We start from the raw sequence: 16884 nt of genomic DNA on the forward strand, positions 1-16884 counted from the left end.
TGGGGCAGAGATGTGATGGCGATCAATAATGATAGTGAATGATTGGTCTACGAGGAGGCGACGTAGAGATAAAAGTGAAGAGTGGGGGAATTTTCCGGTGGCGCAGCTTCTCCCCGGCTCGCACTGCGTTTAGCCGGGCTACGGGTTCACAGCCGCTTGTAGGCCGGTAGCCCGGACAGATGCGCAGCATCGCCTCCGGGAAAAGCGCGTGCAATGTCGTTAGTTTTTACTCAAATCACTCAGCAGAAAGGCAATACTCTGCCCGGCCACCGTCTGTTCGAGGGCGATTTTGACAATGATCGTCAGCGGTACCGAAAGCAGCATCCCTACCGGACCCAGCAGCCAGCCCCAGAAAATCAACGACAGGAAGACCACCAGCGTCGATAACCCCAGCCCGCGGCCCATAATGCGCGGTTCAAGGATGTTGCCGAACACCAGGTTAATCACCAGATAGCCCGCCAGGACCACCAGCGCTTCGTACAGACCGCCGAAGACCAGCACCTGTAAAATCGGCGGGATCGCCGCGAGGACCGAGCCAATATTCGGAATATAGTTGAGAGCAAAAGCCAGCAGCCCCCACATAAAGGCAAAGCGAACGTCCAGCAGCACCAGCATTCCCCAGACTACCAGTCCGGTCACCAGGCTGATGGCGGTTTTTAATACAAGGTAGTGGGAGACGCTATCCAGCGCCCGTTGAATCGCGCCCATGCCTTCCACCGGCCGCGACATCAGCTGCTGCAGCTTTGCCGGAAGCTGCGGGACCTCCAGCAGCATAAATACCACCGTCAGCAGCAGCAGGAAGATAGAGGACATGGCGTTTGAAAGCTGGGTAAGCAGACTGGTCACCAGCGTCATCACCGCGTTAGGGTCAATGTACTTATTAAGCTCTACCACCGAGACGGTAAAGCCGAAGCGCTGCAGCCAGGGCGCGATAGTCTGCATCGGTTCATAAAGATAATTGCGGTACTGCGGCAGCGTGCGCGCCAGTTCGTTAAGCGAGGTGCCCAGCGAGGCCAGTAGCACCACGGCCAGCAGGACAATGACGCCGACCAGCAGCGAAATAGCCAGTACCCGCGGCACCCGACAGCGCACCATGAGCTGAACCAGCGGGTTAATCACTACCGCCAGAAAGATCGCCAGAATAAAAGGAACGATAATATCCGCCGCGAAGCGAATACCAGTCAGGATGATCACCATCATGCCAAGCATGATGACAATTTTTAAGCCGTTAAGCGTAATGATGGGTTTGGCCATACCGCTCCCTGCGAGAGAAAAAATGGGGTCTAATATGCGTTTATTGTAGACGCTGGCAAAGACAGCGTCTCAACGCGTCGCGTTGGTTAAAATGAAAAGCGCGACCCATGAATAAATAATTGACGAAACGCTATCATAATGGCGAACACCCCAGTAAAAAGCTAATCCAAATCAAATATCCGAGGTAAAGAACTGCAAAGACTTTGAGTTAAATGTGGCGTTATGGTACAAATCTGCGTGTGTATAACTACAGAGGACAATTTTCATCCGCAAATGATGAGAAGCAATACCGCGGATAATTGTAATTTTATGGACAATCAGTTCAGGATGTATATTTCTTATCACCCTGCAGTATCCCTCTTCAACTCCCGCTTCCTCGGCGAGCAGCACTGGCGCTCGGCGCTTTAGTTTTCTTCTCTCTGCCTGAGCTGGCGCGCTGCGCACGGCTAAATTAACGTCAGAATTTTTCCGGTTTACTTCGCAGTAAGCCGTCATGGATTATATTCTCAAGCAGGAGAAGGAATCATGTTTTATTGGATTTTATTAGCTTTAGCTATCGTTGCTGAAATTACCGGCACTTTGTCGATGAAATGGGCAAGCGTAAGCGGCGGGCATACTGGTTTTATTTTAATGCTGGTTATGATCGCGCTTTCCTATATTTTTCTCGCGTTCGCGGTGAAAAAAATCGCCCTCGGCGTAGCCTACGCCCTGTGGGAAGGGATTGGGATTTTACTGATCACCATTTTTAGCGTTCTGTTGTTTGATGAGACGCTGTCGATGATAAAAATCGCCGGGCTGGTCACCCTGGTCGCCGGGATTGTCTTGATCAAATCCGGGACGCAGAAAGCGGTAAAACCAGGCAAGGAGAAAGCGCATGCAACAGTTTGAGTGGATCCACGCCGCCTGGCTGGCGCTGGCGATTGCGCTGGAAATTATCGCCAACGTTTTTCTTAAGTTTTCCGACGGCTTTCGCCGTAAATTCTATGGCGTGATGTCGCTGGCTGCGGTGCTTGGCGCCTTTAGCGCGCTCTCGCAGGCGGTCAAGGGGATTGACCTGTCGGTAGCCTATGCGCTGTGGGGCGGTTTCGGTATCGCGGCGACCATTGCCGCCGGCTGGGTGCTGTTTGGCCAGCGTTTGAACCATAAAGGCTGGATCGGGGTGATCCTGCTGGTGGCCGGCATGGTGTTAATTAAACTCGCCTGATATGATGCCGCCTGCGAATGCGGGCGGCAAAATCTGCTCTCTGTATTACGCTTAAAAAATGAGCCTGTTCGGGCAATTTAGCCACCGGCCGTGATGAGGGCAGAACATGATTCACTTGCCAGGTTGGCGCAATATTCCCTCCGCCAGAACGCTTTCCATCATGATCTTTTTCGCCGGGATCGGCCTCATCGTGTCGGTGGTTTTTCTGCTCTATCTCTCCCAGCATCTGATTGGCCAGAAAGCGAACGAAATTGATAAGCATCGCTCCGTTTTATCGGTTAATGGCGCGGTGCAGACGTCGGTTAACCGCGTGCTGTCGCTGGTTCTGGATAATTCCGTCTGGGATGATGCCGTGAGTCAGACCTATGCCGGAAGGCTCGATCCGCAGTGGCTCTATAATTCCTGGGGTTCTGGTTTCAAGATTAACAATCTCTATGACGGTACTTTCGTACTCGATCAGCACTACCACGTACTGTGGGGATCGTTTCGCAGCCAGCCCTTCTCCGGGCAGGATACGCAGTTTCTCGGCAGCGGCTTCCACGCGCTTATTTCGCAGCATGCCGCCGCGCTGCGCAGCGGTAAAAGCGCCTGGGCAGGCATTACCCGCACCCGCGCCGGTATTGCTTTTATCGGCATCGGCCTGATCCGTCCGACGGTCGGACGCCTGCAGGTGTTTGATGATACCCGCCGCTATCTGGTGATTACCCGCCATATCAACCCGCAAATGCTTGAACGTCTTGGCGATACGTTCCAGATTCGCAATCTGCATGTCACCCAGACCGGCGGCGAATATAGCATTCCGCTACGTACCCAGGCCGGGGAAACCGTGGGCTACCTGAGCTGGCAGCCCGGCCTGCCCGGCGCCGAAGCGTCGCGGGCGGCATCGAACAGCATTCGGCTGATTGCAGCGGTGGCGGCAGGGCTGATCCTGCTGTTTATCCTGTTCAGCTGCCTCGGGCTGTACAAACTGGCGCGTGGCGAAAGCGTGGCGCGTCATACCGCCATGACCGACTGGCTGAGCCGCCTGCCTAACCGGCGGGCGCTGATCGAACGGCTTAATCAGGTTTGTGAAAATTCGCGCTATCAGACGCAAAGCGTGGTGTTTATCGATCTCGACGGCTTTAAGGACGTTAATGATAACTACGGTCACGACGTCGGCGATGCGCTGATCCTGCATATAGCGAAGGCGCTGCGGGAGCGGGTTCCCCCGGAAGGGATGCTGGCGCGGATGGGGGGCGACGAGTTCGCAATGACGATAAGCGGCGCAGAGGCGGCCAATCAGGCTTCGGCCTTTGCCCGCGCGGTGCTGGAACTGTTAAACGCACCGATTATCCTGAGCGGACGCAAAATCTATATCAGCGCCAGTATCGGTATTGCCAGCGGCGTGCCGGCAAGCTGCTCCAGCACGGAGCTTTTTCGTCGCGCCGATATTGCTATGTACCACTCTAAAAAGACTGGCAAAGGGCGTACCACCTGGTATGACGACGCGCTCAGCGACGCGCGGCAGTATCAGCTCAATATCGAGAATGGCATTCGTCAGGGACTGGAGAACGAAGAGTTCGATGTCTGGTATCAGCCGATCGTCAACGCTGATACGCTGGTGATGGAAGGGGTAGAAGCGCTGCTGCGCTGGCCGCGACGCCCGCAGGGGGCGCTGCCGCCGGATGCGTTTATCGGTATCGCCGAAAGCAGCGGCCTGATATACGCCCTCGGTCAATTTGTCCTGCATCGCGCCTGCAGCGATCTGCAGCCGTTAGGCGATCTGCTTCTGTCGGTAAATATCTCCCCGGCGCAGTTCCGCGATCCGGAGTTCGAGTCGCGGGTGGTCCAGGTGCTGGGACGCTGCCATTTTCCGGCCCGTCGCCTTCAGCTTGAGGTTACCGAGAGCTATGTTCTGGAGAATCCCGACCGCGCGAGAACGGCGATTAAAAATTTAAAATCGCTGGGTATCGCGGTAGCGCTCGACGATTTTGGTACCGGCTACTCCAGCATCGGCTACTTACGCAGCTTCAGCTTCGACAGCCTCAAGATCGATAAATCGCTGGCCGGATTGGTGGATGTTGATACCCAGGCCGCAGAGCTGGTGCGCGGTACCGTGAGAATTGCCGGGGCGCTGGACATCACGGTGGTGGCGGAAGGCGTAGAGAATCAAAAACAGCTGGCGCTGCTGCGGCGGGCGGGATGCGACAGATTGCAGGGCTACTATTTTAGCGAACCGATGCCCGTCACGTCGTTACTGCAACTGCGCCAGCAGCAGGGCTGACCGCTTACTGGGCGGCCAGGGCTTCCAGCTTATCGCGAAAACCGGTCACCGAGATGGCGCGGTTATCCGCTCGCCAGCGATCTTTTGGTCCAGGCGCCGAGCTTTGAACCGCAATCACCTGCCAGCCATCATCAGTTTTCAGCAGCAGCGGCGAGCCGCTATCGCCCGGCAGCGTATCGCACTGATGGGAGAGCACCGATGCCTGCGCCCAGCCGGTGACCACGCAATCCTGATGGGTGTAGAGATTATCCAGATGATCTTCCGGATAGCCAGACTGAGTCACTTTTCGTTCGGCGGTTTTTAGCGCGGCGGTCAGATCGGCTTTGCTGCCGCTAAAAATCGGCACCGGCGTAATGCCGGAAGGGGCGTAGCGCAGCACGATAAGGCCAAAATCCCACGGCGCCGCGGCGCTGGGAACTATCCAGCCATCGCCGTCTGCCTTAAGCCGTTTGCCCAGTGAAGGATCTACCCGACCTTCGATACCGTGAATTTCGTACACCCAGCCGCCTTTACGCGAGATAAAACGCAGAGCGACGGGTTTGTCTGGCTTACCTTTAGGTGGCGTAAGCAGACAGTGCCCGGCGGTGAGCGCCAGATTGGGGGAAATCAGCGTGGCGGTACAGAGATTACCGCTGGCGGTTTCCAGCTGCCCGATAGCATCCCAGGGATCGTCTGTGGGATTGCTGACGGGTTTACGGTCGTCATGACCAAAAAACAGCGTCTTAATATCTTTCGCACTCATGCCATCATCATCGGCCTGCACCAGCGCAGGGAAAAGACAGATCGAACACAGTAATAACAGTACGTCTCTACGCATATCACTCTCTGGGGAGATAATTATGTCTATTGAAAGTAGCAGCAGATTTAAGTTTATGAAAGTTAAGAACAATTTTAATTAAGCCAGACGGCGGGCTAATCCAGCCAAAAACGCGCCTTCATGACGGATCAATGGTGTTATTTCAAGATGTTAACGCTGTTTGGCCGCGGCGCTATTTCCGCAGAAAAGGGCGGCGGAAGCAACATAAATCGTGTATCCGAACGTACATCAGATGAGGGAACATAACCTGATTTCCGCTTCAGCTTATTCTTAAGTCCATTCAGAAAAAAAAAGCCGCTATTGGGTAAAATATGCAATTTCTTCACAGGAAAAACGCACTTCTTTACCTGTTTCTTACTTACTTTCAAAGCGAAACATTTTCTCACCGTAAACGTTGTTATTGCTACCCGCTTGTTGAGCAAACAGAGATGTTATCCCGGCGATGATATCTGCAATGTCTAACACCCGATGTACGGGAGGATTTATGTCTAAACAAGGTATTCGCGCATTAGTTTATGTTTCGGTCGTATCCGCGATGATCTGGGGCGCTACGGGCTATCTATTAGTTGCCGCGGTTCACGTTCTCTAATTCGGGCTCCTCTCCCCGGCGGAGAATATTATCGGGGAGCGGGCCGGGGATATGCTGATTTAAAAAGTGATGCAGTAAAGCGATGGGCTGTGGGCTGAGAGGGTTTTTCGGCCAGACAAAATAGTAGCCTTCGCCGGTAGTTACCGCCGTCGGGAAGGGTAAGGCCAGCAGCCCGGCGCGTATCGCGGGTAGATTAAGCAGCAGATCGCCAATGCTGACGCCGTGCCCGCTCATCGCCGCCATGGTGCCTTGCTCAAGGGTATCAAAGACGATGCCCTGAGCAATATCCGGCGCAGGTCGCTCATAATGCTCGAGCCAGCGCCGCCAGTCACGGCGATCGGTGGACGGATGTATCAGCGTGCAGGCCGCTAAATCTTGCCTGGCCTGCTGCATCATCCCCGGTGCGCAAAGCGGGATTAACCATTCGGCAAAAAGCAGGCTGCAGCAGTTATTATTGCCAAAATTGCCATCTCCCAGGAGGATTGCGCAGTCGAATGGCTCCTGAGTAAAATCGACGCTGTCGCGATCCATCCACAGGCTGCTCATTTCCACTTCCGGTCGCTGGTGCTGCTGGCGAAACTGTTGCAGGACGTCCAATAGCCAGCGCATCGTAAGCGTTGACGGCGCCTTCAGCCGTAGCTTGCCTGCCTGACGACGCAGGGTCTGGCAGGCCCGGTCTATCGATGAAAAACTCTCATTCAGCGCCTTCGCCAGCTGATAGCCGGCATCGGTAAGCGTGACCTTTGGGCCATGGCGAACAAAAAGCCGGCATGCAAACCATGACTCCAGGGTGCTGACGTGGCGACTGACGGCGCCGGGCGTGACGTGCAGCGCCGCGGCGGCCTGACTAAACGAACCAAGCCGAGCGGCGGTTTCAAAAGCGCGCAGTGCGTAGAGCGGCGGCATAGACATTGGCAGAGATTTTCAATATTGAGTAAAACTCACATTCAAACTCACTATAAGTCGTTTTTCAACTCTGAAATCAGAGAGGAAGATAGGGTTTTAATTGGGAAATGGTGAGTTTAAATCATGAATATCTCTTTGCTGACGGCCTACTCTTTGACGGTACTGGCGCTTATTGCCACCCCGGGGCCGGTGGTGGTGTTAGTGACCGGCGCGGCGGCGCGGGAAGGCTTTGCCAGTGCGGTGCGCACGATGATTGGCGGGAATCTGGCTTCTTTAGTGCTGCTGGCCGCTGCTGCTGCGATGCTGAACGGCATAGTGGCGCTTGATCCACGCGCGCTAACGCTGATGGCGACGATCGGGTCGCTGTTTATTATTCGACTTGCGCTGGGGATGTTACGTGCAGAGCCGGTGACGCAGGATGCATTGAAAAAGCGTAGTGGGGTGATGGCAGGATTTGCGACCGCGTTAAGCAATCCCAAAGATATCCTGTTTTTTGCCGCGTTTTTTCCGCAGTTTATTTCTGTAACCGACAGCTTCGGTTTGAGCCTGGGGCTCCTGACGGCGGTATGGGTGATGATCGACTTAGGCGTGCTTACGCTCTATATTCTGGCGGTTCGTCGTTGGTTAACGGCGCGTTACGCCCAGCGATTAACAACGGTGTCGGCGTTTTTCCTGCTAATTCTGGCGCTTTACGGCCTGGGCTACAACCTCTGGCAGCTAAGTCTTCAGTAGAGGAAAAAACGGCTGGCGACCAGCGCGCAGATAATCAGCAGGATCAGGATGAGCTCAAAACGGTAGCGCCGCAGCATAGTGCTCTCCGGAAAAAAACGGCGCTGAAGCCAGCGCCGGTATTATATCAATCAATCTCACCCGGGAGATTAAGCAGCCGGTTGGGCAGCAGCTTTAGCGGTATGGTGCCCGGTGGTTTTGTGGTGCTTTTTCGCAGCCTGGGCTTTCTGAGCTACCGGTTTAGCGGCGGCCTTTTTGTGTTTTTTGGCGGCCTGAGCCTTCTGGGCGGCAGCCGGTTTAGCTTCTGCTTTCTTGTGCTTTTTAGCCGCCTGCGCTTTCTGCTCTGCAGCCGGTTTAACAGCGGCTTTATGGTGTTTCTTGTGATGGGTCGCTTTAGCGGTGGTGCTGTGAGTTGCAGCAGCCGGAGCCGGAGTGGCGGTGGTGGCGGCATCGGCAGCGAAAGCGACAGAAGACAGACCCATAGCAGCGGCAACGACCAGAGCTAATACTTTTTTCATTCTGATATCCTCGAAAAGGTTTCTTGTTTCAACCCCACTGCGGGGCCGTTGAAAGAACTATATGCTTGTCTTATCGAGGTTTCCGTGAGTGTTTGGTATCGGCGTGTAACCGTATGTACAACCTGCTCTCACCGGGGATAATTGGGCGCCGGGAGCGGCCCGACGCCCGTAGCTTACAGATACCGCGAGGTGAGGTGCTGGCGGAAAAAGTCGCTGTTAAGGTCTTCCCCGGTCGCATGCTGTATCAGCTGCGAGGTGGTGAAACGGCTGCCGTGCTGCCAGATATTCTGCCGCAGCCAATCGAAGAGGGCGGTAAAGTTACCGTTGGCGATATCGCTTTCTAGCTGCGGTAGCGCCCGTCTGGCGGAAGCCATCAGCTGAGCGGCGTACATAGCGCCCAGCGTGTAGGACGGGAAGTAGCCAAAACCGCCATCGGTCCAGTGGATATCCTGCATACAGCCGTCCCGATAGTTGCCGGTAGTAGACAGTCCCAGCCAGTGCTGCATTTTTTCATCCCACAGCGCCGGAATATCATCAACCTCGATATCGCCATCAATCAACGCACGTTCAATTTCGTAGCGCAGAATGACGTGCGCCGGATAGCTCACCTCGTCGGCGTCGACGCGGATAAAGCCCGGTTTGACGCGTTGATTCCAGGCGATAAAGTTGTCGCGGCTAAAGGCCGGCTGCTCGCCAAAGTACCGGCGTACCGTTGGCAGCAGGCGTTGAAGAAAGGCTTCGCTGCGGCCGAGCTGCATTTCGAAAAACAGGCTTTGCGACTCGTGGATTGCGGTAGAGCGGGCGAGAGCGATGGGCTGATCGATCCAGTTACGCGGCAGATTTTGTTCGTAGCGTGCGTGACCGGTTTCATGAATCACGCCAAACAGCGCGCTGAGCAGATCGTTCTCGTTGTAGCGCGTGGTGATACGCACGTCCTGGGGCACGCCGCCGCAGAAAGGGTGGGCGCTGATATCCAGCCGTCCGCCATCAAAATCAAAGCCCAGTACACGCATCGCTTCCAGCCCCAGTTCGCGCTGGTCAGCAATCGGAAACGGCCCTTGAGGTTCGAGAAGTGGCGTTTGCGCCTGCTTTTCAACCACTTTCTCCAGCAGCGTGGGAAGCCATGACTTGAGGTCAGCGAACAGCACATCAAGACGCGCGCTGGTCATATCCGGTTCAAAAATATCCAGCAGCGCGTCATAGCGGGAGCAGTCTTTTGCCGCGGCGCGAATCTGCGCCTCTTCGCGGCTCAGCTTGACCACTTCCCGCAGGTTTTCAGCAAAGCCCTGCCAGTCGTTCGCCGGACGCTGGCTGCGCCAGGCGTGCTCGCAGCGGCTACCCGCCAGTGATTTCGCTTCCACCAGGCTTTCCGGCAGCAGCGCCGCCTGCTCGTACTGGCGGGTCATCTCGCGCAGGTTTGCCTGCTCAGCATCGTTCAGCTCTTCCTGAAGCGCATTGCGCAGCCATTCGCCCACTTTTTTATCGGTCAGAATCTGATGTTGCAAAACGCCAAGCTCAGCCAGCGCTTCGCCGCGGGCCGCGCTGCCGCCGGGCGGCATCATGGTGAACATGTCCCAGCCGGCGATGGCGGAGAGATGCGAAAAGCGGGAAAGGCGCTGGAAGGTCTTTACAAGTGACTGATACGGCGATCTTTTTTCCATATTGTCGGATCCTGTTGGCTGCGTTTGCATAGGTGAGAATGAGGAGTATTCCATCACAATTCCTTTACCTTTCCCACAATGAAAAAACCGGGGTGATGCTGACCTGGACGTCAGGCAGCGCTGGAATTGACCATCTGACCACAGCTACAGCTACCCTAATGGAGTAAGGTGGTACAGACGGGTAAGTGATTGCCCGGACGGTTCATCAGCATAATGTCATGATTAATCGATTGCGTATTTTATGTTTGGCTCGAAATAATCCGGATGTGCGCAAAATAGCAGTTTCTTTCTCTGTGGTTGGCTAAAATATAAACATAGACAGGCCGCTGATGTGAGGTGGATTATGAATCCGTTTACCTGGCTGTTTATCGCACTGCTTTCTATGGACGCCGTCAGAGAACTGATGGGCATGTCGTCGGTACTGGGAATGTGGTGAACTGCGTGGCCCGCTTCAGGCCACGCAAGCCCGCGTTACTTCAGGCGCTTGTGCAAACAGGCGCCGGTAAGCAGCGCAGCCAGCAGCATCAGCGCAATAAACCCGCCAACGCCGTTCCAGCCGTAGTTATGCCAGAACACGCCGCCTAATGTCCCCGCCATGCTGGATCCCAGATAGTAGCTGAATAAATAGAGCGACGAGGCCTGGCCACGCGCGCGGCGGGCTCGTGGGCCGATCCAACTGCTGGCGACCGAGTGGGCTGCGAAAAATCCCGCAGAGAACAGCAGCATGCCGATGAAAATCAGCCACAGCGATGAGAATAACGTCATCAACAGCCCGCCGAGCATAACCGCCGTGGAAAACAACATCACCGGGCCGCGGCCATAGCGCACGGTCATCGCACCGGCTTTTGGCGAGCTCCATGTTCCGGTTAAATAGGCCACCGAAAGCAGGCCTACGACCGCCTGGCTTAATGACCACGGCGAGAGCATCAGGCGATAGCCAATATAGTTAAACAGAGTGACGAAGGACCCCATTAACAAAAAACCTTCGAGGAACAGCAGGGGCAGCCCGCGATCGCGCCAGTGCAGACGAAAGTTGATCAGCAGCGTTTTTGGTCGCAGCGAGGTCGGACGGAAATGGCGCGATTCCGGCAGGATGCGCCAGAACATCAGTGCTGCGGCAAGGGCGAAGCCGCTAATGACCGCCAGCGCAATCCGCCAGCCGAAGAAATCGGTGAATACACCGGTCAGCAGACGACCGCTCATGCCGCCGATGGAGTTACCGCTGATATACAGCCCCATCGAGAACGCCACCACGCTGGGATGGATCTCTTCGCTCAGGTAGGTCATGCCGACCGCCGCCACGCCGCTCAGCGACAGACCAATCAGGGCGCGCATAATCAGGATCCCGTGCCAGCTGGACATCATCGTCGACAGCAGGGAGCAGCAGGAAGCCAGCACCAGCGCCGTCACCATTACCTGTTTGCGGCCAATCGCGTCAGAGAGCGGGCCGGTAAACAGCAGGCCGACCGCCAGCATGGCGGTGGAGATGGACAACGAGATACTGCTGCTGGCTGGTGAGACGCCGAATTCAGTGGAGAGCACGGGCAGGATCGGCTGAACACAATAAAGCAGCGCGAAAGTCGCCAGTCCGGCAGAGAAGAGCGCAAGCGTAACGCGAATAAATTGCGGAGTGCCGCGTTTGATAAACTGGTTTGGCTGAGGAGCGATGGTGTCGCTGACGTCGCTTGCCGGGACGGCGTCAGCGGTAGTTGTACGGCTCACGGAAAAATCCTTGCTGATATACAGAGTTAAATGACCTTGCAGGGCACTTATTAAGGGTATGAAAATGTAAATATTCTGTCTAATATATTAATAATCTCAAATAAGACGTTTTAAATATGAATATTGAGCTGCGTCATCTGCGCTACTTTATTGCGGTGGCGGAAGAACTCCATTTTGGTCATGCGGCGGCGCGGTTGAACATATCTCAGCCGCCGCTTAGCCAGCAGATTCAAATCCTTGAGCAGCAAATTGGCGCACGTCTGTTTGCTCGTACCAACCGCAGCGTTAGCCTGACGGATGCCGGCAAGCAGTTTCTCGCCGATAGTCGGCAGATCCTCTCGCAGGTGGAAGATGCCGCCGCGCGGGCCGCTCGTCTTCACCACGGCGAGACCGGTGAACTACGCATTGGCTTTACTTCGTCGGCTCCCTTTATTAAGGCGGTATCGGACACGTTGTCGACCTTCCGCCATCGCTATCCGGATGTGCATATTCAGACGCGGGAAACCAACACTCGCGAGCAGATTGTGCCGCTAAACGAAGGGGCGCTGGACCTGGGGCTGATGCGTAACACCCAACTGCCGGAAACGCTGGTCTGGGAAAGAGTGCTGCGTGAACCGCTGCTGGCGATGGTGCCCCGCGACCATCCGCTGGCGAGCCAGCCTGGCGTTAGCCTGCGGGAGCTGGCGCGGGAGCCGTTCGTCTTTTTTGATCCTCATGTCGGTACCGGACTGTATGACGATATTCTGGGGTTAATGCGCCGCTACGACCTGACGCCGGTCATCACCCAGGAGGTGGGGGAAGCCATGACCATTATCGGCCTGGTTGCCGCCGGGCTTGGCGTGTCGATTTTACCGGCCTCATTCCGGCGGGTTCAGCTGTCGGAAATGTGCTGGTTGCCCATCGAAGAGCAGGATGCGGTCTCGGAAATGTGGCTGGTATGGTCTAAGCATCGTGAGCAGGGTCAGGCGGCGCGCCGTTTTCGCGAATCGCTGCTGGCCAGCGCCAGGTGATGCATTTAAGACAAATCAGGGCTAAAAATGTGCGGTAAATCACAAGGCTAAGTAAAAATTTGACGAGTACCGTTGAAGTGCTTCACCATAGCCCTCAGTTTATTTCGAAGCGCGAAAATAAAGGGAGTCAACGGTGGTAGCGGACAGTCAGCCAGGCCATATCGATCAAATAAAGCAGACCAACGCGGGCGCAGTTTATCGCCTGATTGATCAGCTTGGCCCGGTGTCGCGCATCGACCTCTCGCGCTTCGCGCAGCTCGCGCCTGCCAGTATCACTAAAATCGTCCGCGAAATGCTGGAAGCGCATCTGGTGCAGGAAACGGAAATCCAGGAGCCGGGAAGCCGTGGAAGGCCCGCCGTAGGGTTGATGGTGGAAACCGAAGCCTGGCACTACCTCTCAATCCGCATCAGCCGCGGCGAAATCCACCTCGCGCTTCGCGATCTGAGCAGCGCGCTGGTGGTGGAAGAGCAGCTGGAGCTGGCATTACAACACGTCCAGCCCTTTGCGACGCGGCTCCTCGATCACGTAGACCAGTTCTTTATTCGTCACCAAAAGAAGCTGGAGCGTTTAACCGCCATTGCCGTCACTATGCCGGGAATTATCGACACCGAGCACGGTATTATTCACCGGATGCCATTTTATGAAGACGTTAAGGATATGCCGCTGGGCGAGATTTTAGCCAATCATACCGGCGTATCGGTCTATATTCAGCACGACATCAGCGCCTGGACCATGGCCGAATCGCTGTTTGGCGCCTCCAGGGGGGCGCGCGATGTGATTCAGGTGGTTATCGACCACAACGTGGGGGCGGGGGTGATCACCGACGGTCGTCTGCTGCACGCGGGCAGCAGCAGTCTGGTTGAAATCGGCCACACTCAGGTCGACCCGTATGGTAAACGCTGCTATTGCGGCAACCATGGCTGTCTGGAAACCATTGCCAGCGTCGAGAGCGTGCTGGAACTGGCGCAGATCCGCATGGCCAAGTCGATGAGCTCAATGCTGCATCAGCAACCGCTCAGCGTCGAGTGGCTATGTGAGGCCGCGCTGCAGGGGGATTTACTTGCACGCGACATTATCAGCGGCGTCGGGAACCACGTTGGGCGGATTCTGGCGATTATGGTTAACCTCTTTAACCCGCAGAAAATCCTTATCGGTTCACCTTTCAACCTCGCCGCTGATATTTTATTTCCGGCAATATCTGATTGCATTCGACAACAATCGTTACCGGCCTACAGCCGACATATTGCCGTTGAAAGCACGCAGTTTTCTAACCGGGGAACGATGGCTGGTGCGGCTCTGGTAAAGGATGCCCTCTATAACGGATCGTTGCTCATACGACTGTTACAGGGTTAACATTTTTTCATATTCACACCAAAAATTGCGCTATCTCAAGCCCGCCCTCGATGGCATCGCGTAGACTTTTTCCACAGTTGATTATTTCTCTCCCGTATATTTCATCAACATAACTGTGGGGTTAGTGATGTTTAAGCGTTTCTTCATAACAGGTACTGACACTTCTGTCGGCAAGACAGTCGTTTCCCGTGCGCTGTTGCAGGCACTCGCTGCCAGCGGCAAAAGCGTAGCCGGGTACAAGCCTGTGGCGAAGGGCAGTAAAGAGACGCCGGACGGACTGCGGAACAAAGATGCGCTGGTTTTACAGAGCGTGTCATCGCTGGTGTTACCGTATGATGCTGTCAATCCCATCGCGTTAAGCGAAGATGAAAGCAGCGTGGCGCATAGTTGCCCAATCAACTACGGTCTGTTGTCGGACGGCCTGCAGCGCATGAGCGCGCAGGTTGAGCATGTGGTGGTCGAAGGTACCGGAGGCTGGCGCAGCCTGATGAACGATCTGCGTCCGCTGTCGGAGTGGGTGGTACAGGAACAGCTGCCGGTGCTGATGGTGGTGGGGATTCAGGAAGGCTGCATCAACCATGCCTTGCTGACCGCACAGGCTATCGCTAACGACGGCCTGCCGCTGATTGGCTGGGTTGCCAATCGTATTAATCCGGGCCTGGCGCATTATGCTGAAATTATCGATGTGCTGAGCAAAAAACTGCCAGCGCCGCTCATCGGTGAATTGCCTTACTTGCCGCGCGCGGAACAGCGCGAACTGAGCCAGTATATCGACTTATCGATGCTCGGCGAGATGATGGCGGTAGATAGAATCCCGGCGTAACGTCCGCGACAGCACCGATGCCAGTACGCTGGCAATCAATAAACCGGGCAGTAAAACGTACTGTCCGGTCATTTCACAAATCATCAGCGTGGACATAATCGGCGCATGGGTTGTCGCCGCCAGAAACGCCGCCATGCCGGTTAAGCCTATCATTATCGCGATCTCCTGGTAATCAGGTAGCCACAGTCCCGTCAGGCTGGCGAATAGCATGCCGATCCCCAGGCCAACAAACAGCGTTGGCGTAAACACCCCCCCCGGCGCGCCGGAACCGCTGCTGGTCAGCACGGCGAGCAGCTTGCAGACAAAGACAAGAATGATAGCGCTGAAGAGCGGCGGCGAAAGCAGATAGCTTTGTACGACACTGTAGCCATTTCCCCAGACGGCCGGCGCGAGAAGCGAGAGCAGGCCGACAATAAGCCCGCCCAGCGCCAGCTGCCAGGGGGGCGACAGACGCAGCCGGACAAAGCACTGATGGCTATAGCTCATCAGCCAGATAAACAGCGGCCCGCAAAGCCCGGCCAGCAAACCCGTTGCCAGCATTAACCCATAGTGGGTCGCGCGCAGGGTGGCGTGAAACTCAACGTGGTAGAGCGGCGCCGAACTTCCGTTCAGCAGATTGGTGAGCAGCAGGGCGGTTACCGCAGCAATGACGACCGGACCAAGCGACGCCAGCATCAGAGTGCCGAATAAGATCTCGGCGATAAACAGGCTGCCGGCAAGCGGCGCATGGTATGCGCTGGCCATCCCGGCGGCGGCGCCGCAGGCGACCCACAGCTTCCACTCATCTTTTGGCGTAAATCGGCGGGCGAACAGCGAGGCGGCCAGCGCGGCCAGCAGGATCATCGCCCCTTCCCGGCCAATAGCGCTGCCGGTGGTGACCACCAGCAGAGAGGCCAGCGATTTTACCAGGCTGGCCGGGGTATCAAACCCGCCGTCGCCGGTCTCGAGAGCTTCCATGTAGTCGGTTGGCGCGTGCGGACGTTCAACACTGCGGCGCTGCCAGAACCATAGCAGGGCGCCTGCGGCAAGGCCGCCCAGCATTGGCGTTAACAGCCGACGCCATCCGGGCATAGACTCAGCGGCGTTCACCAGACTTCCGCTGTCGTTGCTCAGAAACAGGCTTTCCAGTCCCGCCATTGCATGGCGGAACAGGGCAACCGCGAGGGCGGCGAAGACGCCGACCAGCATGGCAATGACCAGACGGCGAAACATAACCTGGACATCAGGATAAGCGTGAAGACGATGCATTAGCGAATACGATTAGCGCGAAACAGATGGCTTATTTTCTCTGGATATAAAGATATAAGCAAAAGCGATAAGTGCGAATGAAGCGGAAAGGTGACATTGTCACTTGCAGGTGATGCCCGGCTGGCGGGCATCAGCTGAGGGAGTTAACGGTAGAGCGGTTTCTCGGCCACCGCACAGGGCAGCCGCGCCTGCCATTGCGCCAGCGTCTCTTGCGCCAGCTGGCCAAGAGCCTGATAAAAAGGCTGATTCGCCTCGGCCACAAATACGCTCAGAAAGCGGCCGGACCACGGGAGGAGATGCCAGGCCAGAAGCTGGTTAAAGGCCTCATCCTGAGCAGATTCGCACAGCCAGGCTGCCAGCAGTAGCAGGGTGCCAAAGTGGTCTTCCGGCTCCGAACGTTGTTCGGACAGCGCGATGCCGGTTACCCGCATCCATTCACGAAGCGCCAGCGTTGAGTCGCCAAACAACACGCTTTCTTTATCCAGCCAGACGGAGCCCCACGGCGGCGCAGGCAGCGCCCACGGACCGATAAACAGCCGCTGCCAGGCTTCCGGCAGCGGTTCATCGTCCTCGCGAGCGAACAGCGCCGCCAGGCCGTCCGTCACCGCGTAGGGCCACTGACTTCGCCAGCTGCCGTCGCGCAGGGCCGCAACCAGCGGAGCAGCCTGCTCGCTGTCCGGCGCAAAAGAGAACAGAGCGCCCAGCGTGCGGGCGCTGAGTGCGACAGCGTCGCGGTCTTGCGATTGCATCATACCATTCCTTACAGCAGAGGGTGCCGCAGCACCC

The 16884-nt window shown here is 56.2% G+C and carries 17 protein-coding genes; 8 read left to right on the forward strand and 9 right to left on the reverse strand.

Translation table 11 applies throughout. The annotated features are described in order from the left end of the window. Positions 1 to 219: 219 nt before the first annotated feature. Together K2184_RS02915 and K2184_RS02920 are read right to left on the reverse strand one after the other, a co-directional pair. Complete coding sequence (locus K2184_RS02915; protein WP_004102517.1) at positions 220 to 1254, reverse strand: AI-2E family transporter; 1035 nt, start codon at positions 1252 to 1254, stop codon at positions 220 to 222. 171 nt (positions 1255 to 1425) lie between these two features. Beyond that, a complete protein-coding gene (locus K2184_RS02920) occupies positions 1426 to 1749 on the reverse strand; it encodes a hypothetical protein (RefSeq protein ID WP_004102516.1) in 324 nt (107 codons plus the stop codon). 30 nt (positions 1750 to 1779) lie between these two features. Here K2184_RS02920 and mdtJ point away from each other — a divergent pair, with 30 nt between their 5' ends. The 3 genes from mdtJ (at position 1780) to K2184_RS02935 (ending at position 4721) form a co-directional block, all read left to right on the forward strand. Then, entirely contained in the window at positions 1780 to 2142 is a 363-nt protein-coding gene (gene mdtJ / locus K2184_RS02925; RefSeq protein WP_004102515.1) for a multidrug/spermidine efflux SMR transporter subunit MdtJ, read from the forward strand. Next, positions 2129 to 2458 (forward strand): multidrug/spermidine efflux SMR transporter subunit MdtI, encoded by a 330-nt coding sequence (mdtI, locus tag K2184_RS02930; protein WP_017145776.1) that lies wholly within the window; start codon positions 2129 to 2131, stop codon positions 2456 to 2458. The genes mdtJ and mdtI overlap by 14 nt, the downstream gene beginning before the upstream one ends. Before the next feature lie 106 nt (positions 2459 to 2564). Next, positions 2565 to 4721, forward strand: a complete 2157-nt coding sequence (locus tag K2184_RS02935) for a putative bifunctional diguanylate cyclase/phosphodiesterase (protein WP_049101180.1) — start codon at positions 2565 to 2567, stop codon at positions 4719 to 4721. Between the two features lie 4 nt (positions 4722 to 4725). Here the strand turns inward: K2184_RS02935 and K2184_RS02940 are convergent, their stop codons facing one another. Together K2184_RS02940 and K2184_RS02945 are read right to left on the reverse strand one after the other, a co-directional pair. Next, on the reverse strand, positions 4726 to 5538 hold the full coding sequence (locus K2184_RS02940) for a trypsin-like serine peptidase (protein ID WP_004102503.1): 813 nt from the start codon (positions 5536 to 5538) through the stop codon (positions 4726 to 4728). Positions 5539 to 6100: 562 nt separating this feature from the next. Beyond that, positions 6101 to 7039 (reverse strand): LysR substrate-binding domain-containing protein, encoded by a 939-nt coding sequence (locus K2184_RS02945; protein ID WP_049591906.1) that lies wholly within the window; start codon positions 7037 to 7039, stop codon positions 6101 to 6103. A 117-nt stretch (positions 7040 to 7156) separates the two neighbouring features. Here K2184_RS02945 and K2184_RS02950 point away from each other — a divergent pair, with 117 nt between their 5' ends. Then, on the forward strand, positions 7157 to 7765 hold the full coding sequence (locus K2184_RS02950; protein ID WP_004102499.1) for a LysE family translocator: 609 nt from the start codon (positions 7157 to 7159) through the stop codon (positions 7763 to 7765). A 146-nt stretch (positions 7766 to 7911) separates the two neighbouring features. Here the strand turns inward: K2184_RS02950 and asr are convergent, their stop codons facing one another. Together asr and K2184_RS02960 are read right to left on the reverse strand one after the other, a co-directional pair. Beyond that, positions 7912 to 8280, reverse strand: coding sequence for an acid resistance repetitive basic protein Asr (gene asr / locus K2184_RS02955; protein ID WP_004102497.1), 369 nt, complete (start codon positions 8278 to 8280; stop codon positions 7912 to 7914). 173 nt (positions 8281 to 8453) lie between these two features. Then, positions 8454 to 9941 carry a carboxypeptidase M32 gene (locus K2184_RS02960; RefSeq protein ID WP_064370123.1) on the reverse strand — a complete coding sequence of 496 codons (1488 nt, stop codon included), beginning with the start codon at positions 9939 to 9941 and terminating at the stop codon, positions 8454 to 8456. 343 nt (positions 9942 to 10284) lie between these two features. Here K2184_RS02960 and K2184_RS02965 point away from each other — a divergent pair, with 343 nt between their 5' ends. Beyond that, positions 10285 to 10377: a KPN_01571 family protein gene (locus K2184_RS02965; protein WP_004102479.1), complete on the forward strand. Its 93-nt coding sequence runs from the start codon at positions 10285 to 10287 to the stop codon at positions 10375 to 10377. A gap of 35 nt (positions 10378 to 10412) precedes the next feature. Here K2184_RS02965 and K2184_RS02970 read toward each other — a convergent pair whose 3' ends face one another. Further along, positions 10413 to 11663, reverse strand: a complete 1251-nt coding sequence (locus tag K2184_RS02970; RefSeq protein WP_004102477.1) for an MFS transporter — start codon at positions 11661 to 11663, stop codon at positions 10413 to 10415. Positions 11664 to 11779: 116 nt separating this feature from the next. Between K2184_RS02970 and K2184_RS02975 the strand changes: the two genes are divergently transcribed. The 3 genes from K2184_RS02975 (at position 11780) to bioD (ending at position 14850) form a co-directional block, all read left to right on the forward strand. After that, positions 11780 to 12673, forward strand: coding sequence for a LysR family transcriptional regulator (locus K2184_RS02975; protein ID WP_004102475.1), 894 nt, complete (start codon positions 11780 to 11782; stop codon positions 12671 to 12673). A 133-nt stretch (positions 12674 to 12806) separates the two neighbouring features. After that, positions 12807 to 14027 (forward strand): sugar metabolism global transcriptional regulator Mlc, encoded by a 1221-nt coding sequence (gene mlc, locus K2184_RS02980; protein ID WP_004102473.1) that lies wholly within the window; start codon positions 12807 to 12809, stop codon positions 14025 to 14027. Positions 14028 to 14154: 127 nt separating this feature from the next. Next, positions 14155 to 14850: a dethiobiotin synthase gene (bioD, locus tag K2184_RS02985; protein WP_004102470.1), complete on the forward strand. Its 696-nt coding sequence runs from the start codon at positions 14155 to 14157 to the stop codon at positions 14848 to 14850. On the opposite strand, the gene clcB is transcribed toward bioD, so the two are convergent. Beyond that, a complete protein-coding gene (clcB, locus tag K2184_RS02990) occupies positions 14803 to 16098 on the reverse strand; it encodes a voltage-gated ClC-type chloride channel ClcB (protein ID WP_064370126.1) in 1296 nt (431 codons plus the stop codon). The genes bioD and clcB overlap by 48 nt on opposite strands. A 143-nt stretch (positions 16099 to 16241) precedes the next feature. Continuing rightward, positions 16242 to 16850, reverse strand: a complete 609-nt coding sequence (dmsD, locus tag K2184_RS02995) for a Tat proofreading chaperone DmsD (RefSeq protein WP_049095544.1) — start codon at positions 16848 to 16850, stop codon at positions 16242 to 16244. Positions 16851 to 16884: the final 34 nt, after the last annotated feature.

The organism is Klebsiella sp. K5-306, from assembly GCF_051835185.1.
Lineage (GTDB): Bacteria > Pseudomonadota > Gammaproteobacteria > Enterobacterales > Enterobacteriaceae > Klebsiella > Klebsiella oxytoca.